The following is a 21,417-nucleotide window of genomic DNA, read 5'->3' on the forward strand; positions in this document are numbered from 1 at the left end:
AAAGCGAGGCGCGCATTCTACAGAGCATAATCGGAAGATCAAGGGCTATTTTAAAATAAATGGAAAAAAACGTTTGTTTGCTGTTTTTTGCATCAATTAATCTGTTTTTGCGGGTTATTTGAACAAGATTTATAGAATGAATATAGTGGCTGTGGCGGACTAACTAGGATAAAAAGGCTTAGTTACTGGTGATTTTTATTTATTTGCCTATATACCCACTATCGCATACCTCCTAGGGTTATCTGTTTAACGCTGATCAGCTAAAAGAAGATATTTTAAAACAATGGTAGTATTGTTATTTTTTATTAAAGCCAGTTTATAGAGGTAGCACAACATGCAAAGACCAATTTCATCCTTCAAAGGAATAACACCAATATTTGGCAACAAATGTTATATCGATAATTCCAGTATTATAGTAGGCGATGTCGTTTGCGGGGATGAGGTCAGTATTTGGCCATTAGTAGCTGCCAGAGGAGATGTAAATAGCATACGAATCGGTCATCGAACCAATATTCAAGATGGTACAGTACTCCACGTTACTCGTTCTAGTGCTAACAATCCTGATGGATACCCGTTAAATATTGGGGATGATGTCACTATAGGCCATAAATGCATGTTGCATGGTTGCACATTGGGAAATCGTATATTAGTTGGTATGGGTGCCATTATAATGGATGGGGCAATAGTTGAAGACGATGTATTTGTAGGTGCAGGTTGTTTAGTGCCACCCAATAAAACTCTTAAAAGCGGATATTTATATGTTGGCAGTCCTGCAAAACAAGCTCGTAAGCTTTCAGATTCAGAAATAGCATTCTTAAAAATATCCGCAAACAACTATTTAGTGACTAAAGACGAATATTTAGCGGAAGAATAACCGCTCCCCTGGAAAGTAAGTCAGAATATAGTTGTTTCTATTTAAGCAACTCAGGCTTAGAAATGACGATATCCCCATTGCGATTAAAACTTTCTTGTTCTATTAATGAAATTAAATGCTCTTCTACATCAAATTGGTGAAGAGCATAAAACCCTTCCGCTTCGTCAATGCTCACTTCAGTAATATAACAATTAACTAATGCCCCACTGTTCATTGCGAGTATTTTGAGTCGCTGGTATTGCCGGTCGTACTCAAAACCATCAATTATTTGAATGGCCTGATTCATAACATACGTCTTATTTGTTGCATTACAGGTTCGATATCAGGCATATAACCCCGCCACAACTTAAAGCTATGAGCAGCCTGACCAATCAACATACCTAAACCATCACTGGTAGTTGCCACACCTAAAGCTTTAGCTTGTTGCACAAATATTGTTGGCTCAGAAAGGTAAACCATATCGTAAACCATAGTTGCTTGGGATAAGACATGGCCTGATAGATCTGGGACCTGACCACTTAAACTTGCCGATGTGCAATTGACGATTAAGTCGAAAGGTTGTGACAAGTTGGCATTTAGTTCAGCGAAATCCGCAGCACCAACCTGATCATTAGCGAACCAGTTAGCTAACTCGGTAGCTTTCTCTTTAGTACGATTAACAATCGTGATGTCTTTCACACCTTGTTCTAATATGGGAAGAATCACTCCCCTCGCTGCGCCACCAGCACCAATCAATAAAATTCGCGTATCGGTAAAGTCAAAGTTCTGATGTTTCAAGTCTAATATTAAGCCTGGACCATCTGTGGTTTCACCTCTGAAACGATTCTCATCTAAGCGAATAATCGTATTGATAGCGCCCGCTTTCACTGCTGCAGGAGAAAGTTCGGTAACCCATTTAACTGCATCTTGTTTAAAAGGACTGGTTATATTGCAACCCTTAGCATTAGGATCGGCGAAAAATTCATCTAAATTGGCAGAAAAATTGCCTTTTTGACCTAAAATCTTTTGGTAATCAATGATTTCTTGGCGTTGTTCAGCAAAGGTTTGATGAATAAGTGGTGAACGACTTTGTGCTATTGGGTTACCAAACACAGCATATTTATCTATCTTCAAAATCTATTACTTCCCTTTATCTTGGTCGTTTAACCAATCTCTTGGTTTCAAAAACTCGTCAGTAAGTCGGGCTTCTGGTGTATTCGACTTGGCTTGAAAATTATATTCCCAGCGCGCTAAAGGTGGCATGGACATTAATATCGACTCCGTTCTTCCACCAGTTTGTAGACCAAATAAGGTACCTCGATCGTATACCAAATTAAACTCAACATAGCGACCACGACGATATAATTGAAACTGCCTTTCGCGCTCCGAATAAGACGTTTCTTTGCGCCTTTCAACAATGGGAATGTAAGCATCAAGAAAACCATTACCCACGGATTTCATAAATTCAAATGATTGTTCGAATCCTAATTCGTTAAGGTCATCAAAAAATAATCCACCAACACCACGGGTTTCGTTACGATGTTTAATATAAAAATATTTATCACACCAATCTTTATACTTTTCATACATCCCCTCGCCAAATGGCAAGCATGCTTGTTTGGCTACACTATGCCAGTGCTGTACATCTTCCATAAATGGATAAAAAGGTGTTAGGTCAAAACCACCACCAAACCACCAAACGGGTTCTTCTCCTTCTTTCTCAGCAAGAAAGAAGCGCACATTGGCGTGGGAGGTAGGAACATAAGGGTTTTTAGGATGAATAACTAAGGAAACGCCCATAGCCTGAAAACTACGACCAATTAATTCAGGTCTAGCAGCCGTTGCTGAGTCGGGTAATTGGGTACCAAAGACATGAGAAAAGTTAACACCACCTTGTTCAATAACTTGGCCGTTGGTTAACACTCGAGTACGGCCACCTCCACCCTCTTCACGCTGCCAATTATCTTGTTTAAACTGTTTTTTGCCATCCACCAGCTCCAATGTATGACAAATATCGTCTTGAAGCTTTAGTAGAAATTGCTTTACCGAATCGATATCGGGAGTACTTTTTGAATTCATAGTTAACTTGCTCTTACGGTTTCACCGGTTAGGCCATTGCGTATCTGGCTCGGATTTTTTTGATTACCTAAAGCGCCATCTAAACACAATAGCCCATCGCCAAACTGCCCGTGAACTTGATCACATGTTTTAGCCGGAGGCTCGCCATTTAAATTCGCACTTGTTGAGACGATTGCACTGTCGACCAGATCACACATCTGATTCACCACAAGATGATCACTCACACGAACCGCAATCAAATCTGAACCACCCGTAATAAAATCCGGAGTTCCTTGTTTTTTCGGTAATAACCAAGTGTTTGGCCCAGGCCAAGACTGCTCGACTTCAGTGAGTATCTTTGGATCAACAGCAGAAAAGTTAACAAATTTCACTAGTTGCTGTTTGCTGCTGGCAATCAATATCAGACCTTTTTCTAGGGGTCTATTTTTTAACGCCAACAATTGCATTACCGCGGCTTCGTTCATGGGATCACAACCTAAACCAAAAACGGCTTCGGTGGGGTACGCAAAAACAACGCCGTCTAAAAACTGTTGCTTAAAATGATGTGAGTTTTGACTTATATCCATTTACTTAAGGAATACTTAAAATTGAGACGTGGAGTGTAATGCAAATGGGTTAATGTGGAAAGTCGCCAAAGGGAAATGAGGTTATTCGCTATCTACCGGAACCTTGGTGCCACAATCTTTTTGTGGGCATTGGTAATAAACCTGACCGTCTGCTTTCTTTTCGATTAAAACCGACCAATGACATTTAGGACAAACTTTGTCTACTGGTTGGGAATTTAAAACATATTTACATTTTGGATACCCATCGCAGGCGTAAAAATTTTTGCCGTATTTATTGGTGCGCTTTAGTAGTTTACCTGTTTTACACGAAGGGCAAGGAACATGAATATCTTTTTGTTGCTTAATTGCTTCAATATGATGACAGTCAGGATACCCTGTGCAACCAATAAACAATCCGAAACGGCCTTTTTTAATCGCTAGAGTGGAGCCACATTCAGGGCATTGAGAACCATCGATTTGTTTAAGTTCGACTGTGGCGTTGTCATGCAAGGGTTTGGCAAAGTCACAAGTTGGATATTGGCTACAACCGAGGAAAGCCCCGTTTTTTCCCCGTTTAATCTGAAGTTTTGCGCCGCAGTCAGGACACACACCAAAATCTCCATCGAGTGCGTGCTCATGAGCGGCAAAAAGAGTGTGATCGATTTTAGACATAACAGATCATGCCATTTGCTTCTCTTCACAGTCGCTTATCGCCACAAATTTTACTACCGAAACTTTAATGCAAGGGGCCTTCTGGCTCTTCAAATAAAAGATCTTCCATTTGCGCGTAGGCGTTTTCTTTACCAGGAACATTGAACAGCACCATCAACACAACCCATTTCAGATCTTCGAGACAGAACTCTTTAGAGTCTATCTCCATCACTCTATCAACCACCATTTCTCTTGTTACTGAGTCTAAAACATTAATCTGCTCTAGAAACATCAAGAATCCACGGCATTGCACATCCAATCGCATTTCTTCTTCTTGGGTGTAAATGCGGTTGACTAAAGCACCACCAGATTTAACAAAATACGGATTAATATCCGTTTCTTGCAAAGCGGCTAACTTCTCTAACCACGATAACGCTTTGTAGATTTCATCATGATGAAACCCAGCGCGCACAAGTTCGTCTGTCAATTCATCTTGATCAACACGAATTTCAGTTTCGCTATGAATGAAATTTTCAAACAGATACATGAGGATATCGAACATATTATTTACCCCTCAATTTGATGTAGCCTCCAGATACAGAGGCCACTAAACCACGCAACTCATATTCTAATAATTGCGCCAATACGACTTTAATCGGCATATCGCTACGTTGTATAACGACGTCTAACGCAGTAACGTCATAGTCTACACTATCTAACAATTTGTCGGTTGCCAAGCTTTCAGTTGGACTTTTTTCACTGTTTTTAGAATATTCCTTTAGAACACAAGAATTAAGGTTCTGAAACTCTTCTGTAATGTCTTCTAATTTCGATACGAGTTTGGCGCCTTCTTTGATCAGCAAATGCGCACCTTCGCTCAAAGGGTTATTTATGTTCCCCGGAATAGCGAAGACCTCTCTATTTTGTTCAATGGCATATTTTGCCGTGATCAAGGATCCACTTCGTATGGCTGCTTCAATGACCACCACGCCCAGAGAAAGACCACTGACAATCCTGTTTCTGCGCGGAAAGTTGTGGGGAGTAGGTTTGGTATTTGCTCTAAATTCTGACAATACCAAACCTTGATTCTGCACAATTTCTTCAGCGAGTCGAATATTACGTTTCGGGTAAAGGTTATCTAAGCCACTACCTAACACCGCCACGGTATTGCCGCCTACACTCAACGCCCCTTGGTGAGCACAAGTATCAATACCCATTGCTAAGCCACTGGTCACAGTAATACCCTGATTTGCGAGCCCCTGCGCAAAGTCAAATCCACAACCCTTGCCGTAATGACTGGGATTACGACTTCCCACCATGGCAATTTGATTAGATGCGATCAGCTTTTTATTTCCCCAACCAAAAAGCACAAAGGGTGGCCTAGATGTTTCTTTCAATAATATTGGAAAGTCGGGGTGCTCAGGATGAACAGCAAAACGCGAGTTATCTGTTGTGAGCCAATTGAGCTCATTATCAATTAAGCGCCAATCAGGTGACGTAATTGCCTTAACTTGAGCAGAGTCAAACCCGAAATCAACTAATTGGGAGGATGAATAAGTTAGTAGTGAGTGAGCAGGCGCGTTGTACAGATTTTGAAATTTTTTCAATTTCCCCATGCCAAAACGAGGAATTTGGTCTAATACCAACCAACTTCGAAGAGCCTCTTCAGAGTTCCTTGGCTCTGTCAGTTGAGCTGGTTTAGTTTGTTCACAGTTCCGCACTTCCTGTGCCATGGTCTGTCCTTATAATTTTTGCATTAGTTTTTATGGTTTGGCGACAATTGCTCCTTCACGAATTGTTCTAGTAGAGCGAGTAATCAATCCATAACTGGCTTTTTTAAATACTTTGAACACCACAACTTCTCCCACTTTGATGGCTGGTTGTTGTAGTTCATCACTGCCATCAAAAAGGTTATCAACAAAGCTACCTTCACCTTCGTACTTGGGATTACTGCTTACTTGAATATTCGGACCTTGCACGTATACACCTAACACGGTGCCGGGTTTTACTTTGCGACTACCTAAGTCAAGTATTACCACATCGTATTTACCTAATAGCTTATGTTGCTCTAAGCTACTTATAATTCGTCCTTTTTGTCGCGTTGCAGCCTTTAATTTCATGCTACCAATTTGCATGGCCTCACGGGGAAGCAACTTGTCGCCTCGTCTGGCTTCAAAATTAGCATCTTCTACTTTGACTAAATGCTGCCCCTCTACTTCACTTTCCAAAGGCGTAGCATCAGCAACATGACGAATTTGAATACCTAGCAGATTGTCATATTGGTCACGGAGCTCATTTTGTTTTCTCACCACATTATACTGTTCAGGCGTATCCGAATCGGCTTTGCTTAAGACTAAGTCCCCTGACGCAAAGGCAGTATTACCATCCTGGTTACCCAACAAATAAGGAAGCTGTTCATACTCTTCCTCATCCATAATAGTGCTACTTTCGATGTAGGGCTGAATTATTGTCCAAGGCAGCAAATTTATTGGATGAACTGATTTCAATTCTTTTCGCCCTTCAGGGGAAAGTTTGATTTGTGGTTTAGGATCGTCACGTACAAGATCCAAAATAGGTTCACCTTGCTCGTTGTACCTTAACCTCAGTTCGTCACCAGGATAGATCAAATGCGGGTTACTAATATGTACATTGTTACGCCACAGCTCTGGCCACAACCAAGGCTTGCTTAGGTACATATTGGAGATATCCCACAAGGTATCACCTTTTTTAATTACATAAACTTGCGGCGCGCTTTGTTTAATATTAATTACGTCTGCAATTGTCGCTAATGGTAAAAACAATAGAATTACCAGAAGTTTACTCAATCTTTTGCCCATACCAACCTCATAATGCAGCCAACCTTGTTGTTAAGTATCGACCTAAACAGTGATTTGCTTGATCGAACTTTAATTCTTTTTAGGCTAGAATAGCGCCTTAAATGATTCAATAGCGTATTTTATTGAACCGTATAGTAATTAATACTGACCCAGAGTACAGTTTTTCAAAAAAATGTACCTTAATTCACCAAAGTATAGTGTAGCTGAAGATCAAGATGGCCATTTTAAATGTATTAAAATTTCCCGACGAACGACTCAGAACAGTCGCTAAGCCTGTAGAGAAAGTCGACGGAGAAATTACAAAGTTAGTAGAAGACATGTTCGAAACCATGCGCGAAGAAAACGGTATCGGACTTGCCGCCACTCAAGTAAATGTGCATAAACGTGTTGTTGTTATGGATATTTCCGAGGATCAAAATACTCCTCGAGTTTTTATTAATCCGGAAATCATTGAAATGGACGGAGAAGCTATCAGTGAAGAAGGCTGTCTATCTGTACCTAACAACTATGCAAAAGTAGAACGTGCAGAACACGTTATCGTTAAAGCATTAGACGCTGAAGGTAAAGAATTCACATTGGAAGCAGATGGCTTGTTAGCCATATGTATTCAACATGAACTTGATCATCTGAAAGGCAAATTATTTGTGGATTACTTGTCGCCACTAAAGCGCAAACGCATCCGCAGCAAGTTAGAAAAAGAAGCGCGCCTCGCCGCCCGAGCATCTTGATGTCTGGAGTGCTACATTGAGCAAAAAATTGAATATCGTGTTTGCCGGTACGCCGGACTTTGCAGCACAACATTTGCAAGCATTAATAGATTCTGAACATAATATCCTAGCTGTATACAGTCAACCAGATCGTCCAGCAGGACGTGGCAAAAAGCTTCAAGCAAGTGCAGTGAAACAATTAGCGCTGGAACACGACCTTGATGTACAACAACCTCTATCCTTAAAAGATCCCGAAGCGCAGCAAGTATTGGCTGAACTCAAACCAGATATCATGATTGTTGTGGCCTACGGTTTAATACTGCCGCAAATCGTTTTAGATACTCCTAGATTAGGTTGCCTAAATGTTCACGGCTCTTTATTACCTCGTTGGCGCGGTGCCGCTCCTATTCAACGCTCCATATGGGCGGGTGATGAACAAACCGGTGTAACCATCATGCAAATGGATAAGGGATTGGATACTGGAGCGATGTTGCTTAAAAAATCCATTCCTATAGAGCCTAGTGACACCAGTGCAAGTTTATACGATAAATTAGCGAAAATCGGCCCAGACGCATTACGTGAGTGTTTAAATAATATCGACAACATCGAGCCCGAGGTACAAGACGATACACTCGCTAATTATGCCGAAAAGCTGAGCAAACAAGAAGCATGCATTGACTGGCAAGCACCTGCGCAGCAAATTGAACGTAATGTTCGAGCATTTAATCCTTGGCCGGTAGCCTATTTTGAGCTAACCCCAGAGGACAATGAGCAAGCTATCGCCATTAAACTGTGGGAAGCGAGCATTATTGAGTCAGCAACCGCTAATCAAGAGCAAGCTGGTAAGATCATTTCGGTTTCCAAAAAAGGTATCGAAGTCGCCACTGGGGAAAACAATCTATTGCTCACCAAATTACAAATTCCCGGCAAAAAGCCAATGACAGTCACAGACCTAATCAATGCTAGAAAAAGTTGGTTTATAGCGGGTGAAACCCTCTCGTGAGTCATTCATCTGATGAGAAAAGAGTGAAAAAAACCAGTAAAACTTTACGCGCTGATGCTGCCAAAGTGCTTTATCAAATTTTAGAAAACGGGCAGTCTTCACGGGAATCCCTGCCTAAGGTTCAAGAGTTATATTCTGATAAAGACAAAGCTTGGTTGCAAGAAATGGTCTTTGGGGTATTACGCCAGTTACCTGTTTTGCAAAGCTGGTTAAGAGTATTGTTAGATAAACCCCTTAAAAACAAATACAAAGTTGCTGAACATCTGATTATGCTCGGCTTTTATCAATTAGCCTTTACTCGAGTGTCCACTCACGCAGCGGTTTCTGAAACCGTGGCTGCAACACGACAACTCAAGGTTGAGCCCCTAAAAGGCTTGGTCAATGCCCTATTACGTAACTTTATTCGTCAAGAGTTAGCGCAACAAGTTATTGAAGACCCACATGTTCGTTCAGGCTTACCTAAATGGTTGTTTAAACGACTACAAGTTGCCTACCCCGAACAATTAGAAGAACTATGTGCTTCAATGCAGCAAAGACCACCAATTTGGTTACGGGTAAATAATCGTCAAACCAATATCAACACCTTCAAAACCTTGTTAAATGAACAAGAGGTTGATTACACTTTAAGTAATGAGCACGTTGACGGACTGATTCTGACTAAAGGTCAGGACATCACGCAGTTACCTGGTTATCAGCAAGGTTTTTTTGCAGTGCAAGATGGCGCAGCGCAATTGGCGGCAGCCTATCTAGATGCGCAAGCAGGTGACCGAGTATTAGATTGCTGCGCGGCACCTGGTGGTAAAACCTGTCACATATTAGAACGGCAAGCCAACTTACAAAAGTGTATCGCCCTAGATATTGACGACTCTCGATTGGATAGAGTTAGAGAAAATTTGACTCGATTAAAACTAGACGCTGAGTTGATGGCCGCAGATGCACTAGATACAAGCAGTTGGTGGGACGGTCAATTGTTTGATCGTATTCTACTTGATGCACCATGCTCTGCAACGGGTGTCATTAGACGTCATCCGGACATTAAATGGTTACGTAAAAACGCCGATATTGAAGCATTGGTTGAGTTGCAAAAACAGATACTCACAACCATGTGGACAATTTTAAAACCCGGTGGAACATTACTCTACGCCACCTGTTCTATTTTGCCTGAAGAAAACCATCTGCAAATTAGTGAGTTTTTGCAAAACAATGAAGATGCGACTCTTAGTGAGTTGAATGATCACGATGAAACCCTATTGCCTGGCAGACAAATTCTACCCGGAGAAAAACAAATGGATGGTTTCTATTATGCGAGACTGCTAAAGTCTTCCAATACAAAGTAAACTGTTTCGAAATTAACACCTTATGAAAATTATAATTCTAGGCGCAGGTCAAGTAGGCGGTACATTAGCCGAAAACTTGGTTGGTGAGAAAAACGAAATTACCGTCATTGATTCAGATCTAGATACATTGCGGTCGTTGCAAGACCGACTCGATCTTCGAGTTGTGCATGGTGTTGGTTCGCACCCAGATATTTTAGAAAAAGCCGGTGCCGAAGATGCTGATATGTTGATTGCCGTGACCAATAGTGATGAAAGTAACATGATGGCCTGTCAGGTTGCTCACTCCCTATTTAATACGCCCACCAAAATTGCACGAGTGCGTTCAGAACAATATATTATTCATCAAGACAAACTGTTTCACCATCAAGATATTCCTGTGGATCACCTAATTGCTCCAGAACAATTGGTGACTAAAGCAATCAAACGATTGATTGATTACCCGGGTGCATTGCAGGTGGTGGAATTTGCTGATGGAAAAGCCAGCTTAGTAGCCGTTAAAGCCTATTACGGCGGCCTTTTAGTGGGCCATGCGTTGTCAACATTGCGCGAGCACATGCCCAATGTTGAAACTCGTGTAGCGGCTATTTATCGCCGAGGAAGACCAATAAGACCACTAGCCTCAACGGTAATTGAAGCCGATGATGAAGTGTTTTTTATCGCTGCGACTAAACACATAAGAGCCGTGATGAGCGAACTTCAGAAACTTGAATCCAGCTACAAACGAATTATGATAGCCGGCGGAGGACTCATTGGCGCAGGGCTAGCCAAACGTTTGGAGCACAATCATAACGTTAAGCTAATTGAATACTCGCAAGAACGAGCTAAATACTTATCAGCCCATTTGGATAAAACCATCGTTTTTTGCGGAGATGCGTCCGACCATGAACTATTGACAGATGAAAATGTTCGACAGGTTGACGCTTTTATTGCAGTAACCAACGATGACGAAGCAAACATCATGTCGGCCATGTTAGCCAAGCGACTTGGCGCACAAAAAGCCATGGTTTTAATTCAAAGAAGCGCTTATGTAGATCTGGTGCAAGGTGGCGAAATTGATATCGCCTTCTCTCCACAACAAGCGACTATATCCGCCTTACTTACCCATATTCGACGTGGTGATATCGTTAACGTTTATTCGTTACGCAGAGGCGCAGCCGAAGCCATTGAAGCCATTGCCCATGGCGATGAAAACACTTCAAAAGTCATCGGCAAAAAAATAAGTGAGATTAAGTTACCACCGGGAACAACCATAGGTGCAATCGTCCGTCAGGATGAAGTTATCATTGCCCATAGCTCTACGTCAATTGAAGCCAATGATCACGTAATCTTATTTTTAGTGGATAAAAAATTCATTTCAGATGTGGAAAAACTGTTCCAGCCTAGCGCTTTCTTCTTTGGTTAGTTAAACAATAGTTGTATATCTTTTGTACTTTAAACTATGTTAGATTAGTTTTTTATTGCGTTTGAACCCGTTGATAAATCGTCAACTTTTTACAGAGACAAAAAATGAAAAATATCGTTATTTTACTTACTGTTGCTACTTTAACTTTTTCAGCTCAATCCCATGCCGAAGGCTGGTTTGATTCGCTAAAAAGCATGTTTGGATTCAGTGAAGAAGCAGAAAAAACCACACCAACATCTAGTGCAATGGTTGGCAGTTTAATTGAAAACTTAAACGTCGATTCATCGCAAGCTGAAGGTGGTTTAGGTTCATTGTTCAATTATGTAAAAGGTAATTTAAGTGCTGACAAATTTAGTCAGTTATCTGAAACCTTGCCGGGTATTAACGAATTGATCAGTGCAGCACCGGATGTCAGTGAATTGAAAAGCTCTGACGGTCTTGGATCTATACTAGACAAAGCGTCAGAGTACAGCGAATCGGTAAAAGCCATTAACGATGTGAAAAAGCAATTTGAAGCACTTGGCCTAAAACCTGAAATGATTATGCAATACGTAGAGCAAGCGAAAACATACTTGGATACAGAAGAAGGCAAACAAGCTAAAGATTTGCTGATGCAAGGTGTGGGTAATTTGTTAGGACAAACAAGTAATTAAACAATTACGGTATATAAAGCACTAATATTTTAGCTCAGCTACATCAATTTTTAATATTAAGTACACAGAACTGGTGTTAAAATGAACAATGTTGAGCTAAAATATAGACCTATGTTACATTTAACCGTGCATTTTAACTTTTAAGGAGGAAAGTTATGAACATTCAAGCTTTCTCAAATAAAATCACTTTCCCGCGTTTATCTATATTAGTAATGTTGTTCATTCCACTATTTAGTTGGTCTGATCCTCAATCAGAGGAAGACGAACTAGCTAAGATGCAAGCCCAATTAAATAAAGAAGTAATGGCTAAACCATTTTTGGCAGAAAAGCCGGAGGAGGTGGATGCCTACATCAAGAGCATGTTAGAAAAAAATGTAAAACCAGCGGAATATTCAGGAACAAATTGGCGACCAGGATACACCTGTCGAGATTTACTCAGATACAATTGGAGAGAATATAGAAACTGTCGTTATTATTATCGATATTATGGACGTTACTACTAACAATAGTTATTAGTTTTATTTTAATCACACAATACTAATAAACAATAAAAGGTAATTTAAAAATGAAAAGGAACCATCATCTCAACTTTTTAATATTCGCTATGCTCACACTCATGTTGTCCGGGTGTGCAGCAGTACATACATCTATAGCTAAAAAAGATCTAGATGTTCAAACTAAATTAAGTACTTCAATATTTGTCGATGCCGTAGCGCCTGAAAAGCGAAAAATATATCTTGAAGTTCGTTCCGCAGTTATGGAGTTTGATCGAAATGCATTTCGTGAAGCATTAGTTACACAAATAGCAAATAGTGGCAATGGTTACTCATTTGTAGATAGCCCTGAACAAGCGCAGTACTCTATGAGTGTATTTGTTCGAAATCTTGAAAAAGCGTCACCCACAGCCGCCGCTAGTTATCTACAAACCGGTTTTGAAGGAGTGGCTGCAGGGTCAGCTCTTGGTTATGCTGCTGGAGGTGGCTACCGTCAAGCAGCAGCAGGTGGTTTAGTCGGTGGACTAGTTTCTACTGCTGCAAATGCATTTGTGAAAGATGTGACTTATTTACTCGTTGCTGATATTCAAATTAAAGAACGTGCTCGTTCTGGTGTTTTGGTCCGAAGAGATTCAAAAATCAACACCAAAATATCTGATGACGGCGCAACAACACAAACCTACTCAGAAGCAACAAATCAAAAAGAGTACCGCACTAGAGTTGTAACAACAGCCAATAAGGCCAACTTAGAACTTGAAGAAGCGCAACCAACAATGTTTGATAAAACAGCCTATGCAATGGCGTCATTTTTCTAATTTAAAGTGACTAGGCGTATTACTTTGTAGTATGCCTAATTCTTTTTTTAAAGTAGTGATGTTTTAACCATACAATTTTATATTTGAACATCACTTTTTAACCCTACCCTCAATAGCAATTTAACCTTTAGATATAAATGTTCAGTTCCAATATATCTAACTCCCCTACTATTCCACTCAGGCGTTAGGCGTTAGGCGTTAGGCGTTAGGCGTTAATAGATTAAGCGAGTTATGCTAAAGTAATATTCTAGAAACCATATATTTCATAAAATTATAAGAAGCCAAATGCTTCCCACAAAATCCTAAGCGATAATAGCAAAACCAGAATCGATGGGGCACGCAGAGCACATTGCAGTTTTATTCGTTAGCTACGCCAAAATGTTGGAGAAAATAACACCAACAAAGAAAAAACTTCAAGTCGCCCAAACAGCATAGCAACAATCAATAACCACTTCCCTGAATCAGACACATCTGCAAAAGTACCTGCCACCGTTCCTAAACCCGGGCCTAGATTATTTAACGTTGCCGCAGTAGCAGAAAATGCCGTCAAATTGTCCATGCCAGTGGCTATCAGGCCAATCATGATAACTACAAATATCATTGCATATGCGGAAAAGAACCCCCATACAGCCTCTACAACTCGCTCAGGCATGAGGCGATCTCCTAACTTAACCGAATATACCGCTTTAGGGTGTATTAGCCTTTCGACTTCTCGTTTACCTTGCAGGTACAAAAGAAATACTCGAATAACTTTTAATCCTCCCCCTGTTGAACCAGCGCAACCGCCAATAAAACTAGAGAAAATTAATAATATGGGTAGGAATACAGGCCAACTGGAAAAGTCTGTAGTAACAAAACCGGCAGTAGTACTAATAGACACAGCTTGGAATATTGCCTGATTAAAAGCCGTTTCTGCAGTACCGAATATCTGGTGATTTACCAAAACTAAAAAGCACACCAAAATCAATACAAATTGGATAAAAAAGAACGCCTTAAATTCAGGATCGTAAATATATCCGCGCAAAGTACGTCCGCTGGCTGCAGCATAGTGCAATGCAAAATTAAGGGCTGCTATCCACAAGAACACCACACAGATAAGGTTAATAACCGGACTATTGAAGTGCCCTAAACTAGCGTCGTAAGTGGAGAACCCTCCAATTGCTATAGTCGAAAATGAATGACATATGGCATCAAACCAATCCATCCCAGCAGCCCAATACGCAACTGAGCAAGTAACGGTCAACGTAAGGTAGATATACCATAAATGTTTCGCGGTATCTGCAATCCGTGGTGTCATTTTAGAATCTTTCACCGGACCAGGAGTTTCAGCGCGATACAACTGCATGCCCCCAACCCCTAAGATAGGTAAAATAGCGACTGCCAATACAATGATCCCCATCCCTCCTAACCACTGTAATTGTTGGCGATAGAACTGCACAGACTTAGGAAGGTATTCGATACCTTCAATGACAGTCGCCCCAGTAGTGGTTAATGCCGAAAATGATTCAAAAAAAGCATCGGTTACCGTCATGCTGGGTTGGTCTAGCAACAAAAATGGGAACGCACCGAAACTGGCTAACACCACCCAAAATAAAACAACAATCAAAAATCCTTCTTTAGCACGAAGATCATTTCGATGTCGCCTATTGGGATACCAAATGGCTAAACCAGTGAATAAAATTAAAAAGAAAGCCAGTATGAAGGGTAAACCACTACCATCTTCGAAAATCAATGAGATTGTTGCCGGAAACAACATTGTTGAGCTGAACAACGCAACCAATAACCCCAAAATACGAATAATAGTACGGTATTGCATCATTGCGCGTTCACCCTAATTAATAGGTGCAGACCGCACTGGTGGTTTGGATTCATATTATTGCATCTCTAACAAGATAGGATCTTGTTTAATCTAGTGGTTTGTAATTTATGCAATTATCATCTGCTAAGACTCAAATCTAAAGTACTAATTGTAATTAATCTAGGTTTTAAATATTGTTTTTATTAAGCCTGTAACGTCGACACTAGTATAAAGTTACTTTCGAGGAGTACTTTAGCCAAGCTGACCCTCAAATTATTAACCGGTTTAAACCACTCTATTGTTAGCTAAAAATAGCGTGGTTCAGATATTCATATCACATAAACCTCACCACACAGATAAGTAAGCACTAACATACAACAAACTTTCGTAAATTTTTTGAGTCAACAAAAGCCCACCATGTTGTACATTACTTAACCTACAGCCCCCTGTTTATGTGGCTTATGCAAATACGTATTTTAACCTCCAAGTTTTGATTCAAAAATAGTTTAAGGCCACAGGTTCACTAATCTTCTTTATATGGTACATTAACGCCCTGCTCGATTTTCAGCTAATCGGAATCTGTCGATTTGCCAAGTAAATAGGTCTTATGTGAGCAGTTCAGTTTTAATGTTCTAAATATTGTTTAGTTTGTTAGAACTGCTAGATAAAGTTGGAACTACAAGCTAATACAAAATCTAGAACAAACACCCAGTGTGAAAAGTTATCCACAAGATAATAAAAACAATATGTTAAAGGATATTCCTTCTTCCTAATAACGAAAAGTACGGCCTTTAAGGCTTTAAGAACATTAAAAAGATTTTTTTGATGCGTTTAATGCTGCCTAATACTTTTTATCTACAAAGTTATCCACAACTTTCATAGTAGATGATTTGTTGTTTATGTGGCATTCTGACGCCTTTTCCAGCTTAATCAATATGGATCTTCTATGGCCTCGGTTCCGAACAACCCTTTTATCCTAGTAGACGGCTCCTCTTATCTTTTTAGGGCCTTTCACGGTATGCCCCCATTGACCAATTCCAAGGGGCAAGACACAGGAGCAATTTACGGTGTAGTAAACATGCTACGCAGCCTAATACAGCAATATTCTCCTACCCATATGGCGGTAATATTCGATGCTAAAGGCAAAACCTTTAGAGATGACATATACCCTGAGTATAAGGCTAATCGCCCCCCCATGCCTGATGAACTTAGAAGTCAGATTGCCCCTCTACATGCAATTATTAAAGCAATGGGCCTGCCCTTAATTGTTGAAGATGGTGTTGAAGCCGATGATGTCATTGGCACCCTCGCCCAACAAGCGACTGAACAAGGTATCCCAACGTTAATCAGTACCGGCGATAAAGATATGGCTCAATTGGTTAACGAGCATGTCACATTAATTAATACCATGAACAATCACATTATGGATACCGAAGGGGTGGTCGAGAAATTTGGTATCCCGGCTAACCTAATTATCGATTTTTTAGCCCTCAAAGGAGATAAAGTCGATAATATCCCAGGCGTTCCAGGAGTAGGTGATAAAAGCGCTTTGGGGTTGTTGCAAGGTATAGGCAGCATTGATGAGATATACAAAAATCTCGATAAAATCGCCAACCTTGAGTTTAGAGGCGCAAAGAAGATGGCCGATAAAATGCGCGAATTCGAAACGCAAGCACGACTGTCATACGAACTAGCGACCATCAAACTTGATGTAGAACTCGAATTTGGTCCAACTGAGCTTAGCCCTACTGCGCCGGCTCATGAGGAATTAGTTGAACTATTTAGAGAATATGAATTTAAACGCTGGTTGGCAGAAGCGACCGATGGCCGCAGTATTCTCAGTTCCGCCAGTAAAACTAAAGCTAAAGCCAATACCGCTAAAATTGATGAAACCGACGTTACCACGCCGCCTAAGGTGACGGAAACTGCCTACACCACAATACTGACAGAAGCTGAATTACAAGAATGGTTAACTCGGTTAGAGCAAGCCGAACTGTTTGCTTTTGATACCGAAACAACGAGTTTAAATTACATGGAAGCGGAACTGGTTGGAATGTCATTTTCTGTTAAAGAAGGAGAAGCAGCATATTTGCCACTTGCCCATGACTATTTAGATGCGCCAGAGCAACTCGATCGCGCCATGGTATTAGAAAAATTCAAACCATTATTGGAAAGTGAGACCCACAAAAAAGTAGGCCAACATCTTAAGTATGATAAAAATGTTTTAGCCAACTACGATATTGTTTTGCGCGGAATTCAATACGATACCATGCTTGAATCTTACGTTCTCAATAGTGTCGCCTCCCGTCATGATATGGATAGCCTTTCTAAATATTATCTAGAACATAACACCATTAGCTTTGAGGAAATTGCCGGTAAAGGGGCGAAACAACTAACCTTTAATCAAATTCCTTTAGAACAAGCTTCACCTTATGCAGCTGAAGACGCTGATATCACACTGCGCTTGCACCAAGAGTTATGGCCCAAATTGTGTGAGCATGAATCGTTAAAGGAAGTGCTGCTTAATATTGAGGTCCCATTAGCATCGGTTTTATCAAAGATGGAACAAAGAGGCGTCTTAATCGATAGCCAAACTCTGTTGCAACAAAGCCAAAATTTAGCGTCGCGAATAATGCAATTAGAAAAAGAAGTGCATGAGATGGCTGGCGAAGAATTTAATTTAGGCTCAACTAAACAATTACAAGAAATTCTATTTAATAAATTAGATCTTCCGGTTTTGAAAAAGACACCTAAGGGTGCCCCCTCAACTGCCGAGGAAGTCCTTCAGGAACTTGCGTTAAACTACCCTGTACCCAAATTATTAATGGAGTTTCGTGGGCTTACGAAACTGAAGAATACTTATACCGATAAACTGCCGAAAATGATAAATCCAAGAACGGGCAGAGTCCACACTAGTTACCATCAGGCTATTGCGGCTACTGGACGCCTTTCATCCACAGAGCCTAATTTACAAAATATCCCGATCAGAACTGAAGAAGGCAGAAAAGTTAGACAAGCCTTTATTGCAAGAAAAGGCTACAAAATTGTCGCCGCCGATTATTCTCAAATCGAATTGAGAATCATGGCTCACTTGTCAGAAGACAAAGGACTATTGGAGGCGTTTTCTTCCGGTAAAGACGTGCATAAAGCCACCGCTGCTGAAGTGTTTGGTGTTGAATTAGATAAAGTGACAACGGATCAAAGGCGCAGTGCCAAAGCTATCAACTTTGGTTTAATTTACGGCATGTCAGCATTTGGTTTAGCGAAACAATTAAATATTCCAAGACAAGACGCTCAAAAGTATATGAACTTGTACTTTGAACGATACCCTGGTGTTCTCAAATATATGGAGCAGACTCGTATTGCGGCAAAAGAAGATGGATTTGTTTCTACCGTGTTTGGTCGTCGACTATATCTACCAGATATCAACGCCAGTAATGGTATGAGACGTCAAGGTGCAGAACGGGCAGCAATCAATGCGCCAATGCAAGGTACCGCTGCGGATATCATTAAAATGGCAATGTTAAAGGTCGATGACTGGATAGAGAGCTTAGAAAATGATGATGTTCAAATGATCATGCAAGTACATGATGAACTGGTTTTTGAAATAAAAGAACAAAAAATTAAGGAACATACAGAATCCATCATTTCCCTTATGGAAAATGCCTGCAAGCTATCAGTCCCTTTAATAGTAGAGGCTGGAGAAGGTGAAAACTGGGACGAAGCGCACTAACAATATAAATACCTAATAGTTTTTTTTGCTTTTTCTGTAATAATATTACGAAAATATTTGATTTTTTCAATTCCATAGCTAGAATGAACTTTGTAGGGTACAGAGGTTAACTTATTAAGTTAGATATACCTTTGCTTTCGACCCCAGCAATTTGCTGGGGTTTTTTTATGTCCAAACAAACACAACCAGAGCCTCCCCGCTTCCTGCCCTGCTAGCCATTTATTAAACACACATAAAGCTCTCATCCCTATATATATATGGGAAACTAGCGTTTTGAAGATATTTACTAAGGTTTTAATTGCTGTTTTTTAGGAATGTAAAATGTGATTTTTTAGAAAAAATGCATTTTTATTAGAGAACAAGTGAACTTTATCGAAATTAGCTACTCTGAATATACGGTTTTTATGTGTTTTCTCTCTATCCTGTGCCCCTTCTTTTGAAGGGGCTTTTTTTATCTGATGCTTTTAAATTCTGCGTAGGTCGCAAAGCAAGGTGCAGAACTAAACAATAAGATGGAAATTATTCTTCGATAAACTCTTCAGTTTCAGTAAAACCTAACCATCTATCTAATACACGTTCAACGTTATCCAAGCCTAATCCATTTAATGACGAAAAAGCATGAACGGTTACATCGCCACAAAATGCCATAGATGCTTCTCTTGCCATTAACAGTTGAGCTTTGCGTTTTCCCGACTTCAACTTGTCAGCTTTAGTCAACAATGCCAAAACCGGTAAGTTTCGCTCAACGGCCCAATAAATCAGTTGTTGATCTAGATCTTTAAAAGGATGGCGTATATCCATTAACACTACTAAGCCCGTAAGACTTTTACGCATTTGTAAATATTCACCTAGGGATTTTTGCCATTTAAGTTTCATTTCCATAGGTACCTTAGCGTATCCATAACCAGGCAAATCCACTAACCTTCGCCCTTCTTCGATCTCAAATACATTAATTAACTGAGTCCGGCCTGGGGTTTTACTCGTTCTAGCGAGACTTTTCTGGCGTGTAAGACGATTCAATGCACTGGATTTTCCGGCATTTGAGCGACCAGCAAAAGCAACTTCATTTCCCTCGTCTTTTTCAAGGTGACGGATATCTGGAGCACTGGTAATAAATTTGGCGTGACTGTAATGACTCACTCTAACTCTCTTTTGAAAACTGTAATTAGGGGTATATTTAAGGCATAGTATACCAGTTAACTGCATTTATTCGGCTAAAACACTGAAATATCCACACAATTGTTCGGGAAATGATTTTATCGCGCCATTAAATGTGTAAAATACTGATATTCTATTAACCAATGCATAAGATGTTTTGAGAGTCACTATGAAAAGATTGGGTTTGTTGGTGTGTTTGACCGTAGGTTTTTCAGCTTCGGTATTTGCTAAAGGCGACGCACAAGCGGGTGAAGAGTTAGTTACAAGTAAAGGCTGTATTGCCTGTCACGGAGCTGATGGAAATAGCCCATTGGATATTTATCCATCTATTGCCGGCCAACACGCTGAATATATTGCAAAGCAGCTAAGAGATTTAAAATTAGGCGGTGAGACTGCCGGTACAGAGGGTCGTTACGACCCAGTAATGAGCTCACAAGCAGCAATGTTGAACGAGCAAGAAATGTTAGATCTTGCCGCATTCTTAGCTAGTCAAGAAGCTAAACCAGGCACTACTCCAGAAGATGTGGTTGAAAAAGGTGGTCAGTTATATCGTGGTGGTGATTTAGATCGCGGTATTACAGCTTGTATTGCATGTCACGGCCCACGAGGAAATGGTTTAGGTTTAGCTGGATTTCCTGATATTAGCGGTCAAAAAGCTGCTTATTTGAAATCACAGCTAGAAAGATTCAAAGCCGGCACGCGCGCAAACGATCTTAACGGAATGATGAGAGATATTGCAGCCAAGCTAACTGATGAAGATATCGAGATACTTTCTCAATATTTAGGCGGCCTGCACTAAATTATTTAGCAAAATAAAAAGATGAAAAGTGAACCTTTAGACCAAAAGGTTCACTTTTTTTGTTTATTGAATGTAAATAAGTTGTAAAATATTTTTTTTGCTGTATGCTTTTCGGCAAATAAAAAGAAGGATAAGCAAATCTTATAGGGTTTGTCAGGGAAGTTAGAACAGTTAATAACAATAATAAACAGCTGTTCATTTAGGTTCCATGTTGGAAATTATGGATTAATAATAAAGTGTCAGGAAGACCCAAAACAATATTAATGCTTCGTGAAAAAAAATAAAAAGTGAAGTATATGAAAAGGATAGCAATTAAGGTTTAGGACGAACACGTAACGGGAGAAGTGTCATAAGACACTCTATATCTAAAAGGCAGCAGGCTTCTGTTGCCTTTTTTCTTATCTAATTTTTAGTAAGTTTTTGAAAAAATTACTCCATCCAACTTATATCAGTTTTTACTAAATCCCCTACTTTTCGAAAATTGCATTTACTAAACTACATATAGCCTATCTAACTCAACTAAATTATCAGCATATTAAACCTGTATAACTAG

Annotated in this window: 20 protein-coding genes; 10 read left to right on the forward strand and 10 right to left on the reverse strand. The window is 40.1% G+C overall.

The window, feature by feature from the left end; genetic code table 11:
* The first annotated feature begins 334 nt into the window (after positions 1–334).
* Complete coding sequence (locus AB6T38_RS17275) at positions 335–874, forward strand: gamma carbonic anhydrase family protein (RefSeq protein ID WP_372548493.1); 540 nt, start codon at positions 335–337, stop codon at positions 872–874.
* Positions 875–911: 37 nt separating this feature from the next.
* On the opposite strand, the gene AB6T38_RS17280 is transcribed toward AB6T38_RS17275, so the two are convergent.
* The 8 genes from AB6T38_RS17280 to AB6T38_RS17315 all read right to left on the reverse strand — a co-directional run bounded on the left by AB6T38_RS17280 (position 912) and on the right by AB6T38_RS17315 (position 6,953).
* The gene (locus AB6T38_RS17280) at positions 912–1,160 is read right to left on the reverse strand and encodes a DUF1488 family protein (protein WP_372548494.1); all 249 of its coding nucleotides are present in this window, start codon (positions 1,158–1,160) and stop codon (positions 912–914) included.
* Complete coding sequence (aroE, locus tag AB6T38_RS17285; RefSeq protein WP_372548495.1) at positions 1,157–1,987, reverse strand: shikimate dehydrogenase; 831 nt, start codon at positions 1,985–1,987, stop codon at positions 1,157–1,159. The genes AB6T38_RS17280 and aroE overlap by 4 nt, the downstream gene beginning before the upstream one ends.
* A gap of 6 nt (positions 1,988–1,993) precedes the next feature.
* Positions 1,994–2,932, reverse strand: a complete 939-nt coding sequence (gene hemF, locus AB6T38_RS17290; RefSeq protein WP_372548496.1) for an oxygen-dependent coproporphyrinogen oxidase — start codon at positions 2,930–2,932, stop codon at positions 1,994–1,996.
* A gap of 2 nt (positions 2,933–2,934) precedes the next feature.
* Entirely contained in the window at positions 2,935–3,498 is a 564-nt protein-coding gene (locus tag AB6T38_RS17295; protein WP_372548497.1) for a Sua5/YciO/YrdC/YwlC family protein, read from the reverse strand.
* 81 nt (positions 3,499–3,579) lie between these two features.
* Entirely contained in the window at positions 3,580–4,149 is a 570-nt protein-coding gene (locus AB6T38_RS17300; RefSeq protein WP_348489359.1) for a topoisomerase DNA-binding C4 zinc finger domain-containing protein, read from the reverse strand.
* A 64-nt stretch (positions 4,150–4,213) separates the two neighbouring features.
* A complete protein-coding gene (locus tag AB6T38_RS17305) occupies positions 4,214–4,690 on the reverse strand; it encodes a DUF494 family protein (protein WP_303477080.1) in 477 nt (158 codons plus the stop codon).
* Position 4,691: 1 nt separating this feature from the next.
* On the reverse strand, positions 4,692–5,861 hold the full coding sequence (dprA, locus tag AB6T38_RS17310) for a DNA-processing protein DprA (protein WP_372548498.1): 1,170 nt from the start codon (positions 5,859–5,861) through the stop codon (positions 4,692–4,694).
* Between the two features lie 30 nt (positions 5,862–5,891).
* Positions 5,892–6,953: a LysM peptidoglycan-binding domain-containing protein gene (locus tag AB6T38_RS17315; protein WP_372548499.1), complete on the reverse strand. Its 1,062-nt coding sequence runs from the start codon at positions 6,951–6,953 to the stop codon at positions 5,892–5,894.
* 227 nt (positions 6,954–7,180) lie between these two features.
* Between AB6T38_RS17315 and def the strand changes: the two genes are divergently transcribed.
* From def to AB6T38_RS17350, 7 genes are all read left to right on the forward strand, one after another.
* Positions 7,181–7,693, forward strand: coding sequence for a peptide deformylase (def, locus tag AB6T38_RS17320; protein ID WP_303477087.1), 513 nt, complete (start codon positions 7,181–7,183; stop codon positions 7,691–7,693).
* Positions 7,694–7,709: 16 nt separating this feature from the next.
* Positions 7,710–8,675: a methionyl-tRNA formyltransferase gene (gene fmt, locus AB6T38_RS17325; protein WP_372548500.1), complete on the forward strand. Its 966-nt coding sequence runs from the start codon at positions 7,710–7,712 to the stop codon at positions 8,673–8,675.
* Positions 8,672–10,012, forward strand: a complete 1,341-nt coding sequence (rsmB, locus tag AB6T38_RS17330; protein WP_372548501.1) for a 16S rRNA (cytosine(967)-C(5))-methyltransferase RsmB — start codon at positions 8,672–8,674, stop codon at positions 10,010–10,012. Before fmt ends, rsmB begins: the two co-directional genes overlap by 4 nt.
* A 22-nt stretch (positions 10,013–10,034) precedes the next feature.
* On the forward strand, positions 10,035–11,414 hold the full coding sequence (trkA, locus tag AB6T38_RS17335) for a Trk system potassium transporter TrkA (RefSeq protein ID WP_372548502.1): 1,380 nt from the start codon (positions 10,035–10,037) through the stop codon (positions 11,412–11,414).
* A gap of 104 nt (positions 11,415–11,518) precedes the next feature.
* Positions 11,519–12,067, forward strand: a complete 549-nt coding sequence (locus AB6T38_RS17340) for a DUF2780 domain-containing protein (protein WP_372548503.1) — start codon at positions 11,519–11,521, stop codon at positions 12,065–12,067.
* A 212-nt stretch (positions 12,068–12,279) separates the two neighbouring features.
* A complete protein-coding gene (locus AB6T38_RS17345; protein ID WP_372548548.1) occupies positions 12,280–12,570 on the forward strand; it encodes a hypothetical protein in 291 nt (96 codons plus the stop codon).
* 62 nt (positions 12,571–12,632) lie between these two features.
* Complete coding sequence (locus AB6T38_RS17350; protein ID WP_372548504.1) at positions 12,633–13,376, forward strand: complement resistance protein TraT; 744 nt, start codon at positions 12,633–12,635, stop codon at positions 13,374–13,376.
* A gap of 364 nt (positions 13,377–13,740) precedes the next feature.
* Here AB6T38_RS17350 and AB6T38_RS17355 read toward each other — a convergent pair whose 3' ends face one another.
* Complete coding sequence (locus tag AB6T38_RS17355; RefSeq protein ID WP_348489375.1) at positions 13,741–15,192, reverse strand: TrkH family potassium uptake protein; 1,452 nt, start codon at positions 15,190–15,192, stop codon at positions 13,741–13,743.
* Between the two features lie 928 nt (positions 15,193–16,120).
* Here AB6T38_RS17355 and polA point away from each other — a divergent pair.
* Positions 16,121–18,907 carry a DNA polymerase I gene (gene polA, locus AB6T38_RS17360; protein ID WP_372548505.1) on the forward strand — a complete coding sequence of 929 codons (2,787 nt, stop codon included), beginning with the start codon at positions 16,121–16,123 and terminating at the stop codon, positions 18,905–18,907.
* Positions 18,908–19,426: 519 nt separating this feature from the next.
* Here the strand turns inward: polA and yihA are convergent.
* A complete protein-coding gene (gene yihA / locus AB6T38_RS17365; RefSeq protein ID WP_372548506.1) occupies positions 19,427–20,047 on the reverse strand; it encodes a ribosome biogenesis GTP-binding protein YihA/YsxC in 621 nt (206 codons plus the stop codon).
* Between the two features lie 187 nt (positions 20,048–20,234).
* Here yihA and AB6T38_RS17370 point away from each other — a divergent pair, with 187 nt between their 5' ends.
* Positions 20,235–20,864, forward strand: a complete 630-nt coding sequence (locus tag AB6T38_RS17370) for a cytochrome c (protein ID WP_372548507.1) — start codon at positions 20,235–20,237, stop codon at positions 20,862–20,864.
* Positions 20,865–21,417: the final 553 nt, after the last annotated feature.

Origin of the sequence: Aliiglaciecola sp. SL4 (genome assembly GCF_041538045.1) — a bacterium.
Lineage (GTDB): Bacteria > Pseudomonadota > Gammaproteobacteria > Enterobacterales > Alteromonadaceae > Aliiglaciecola.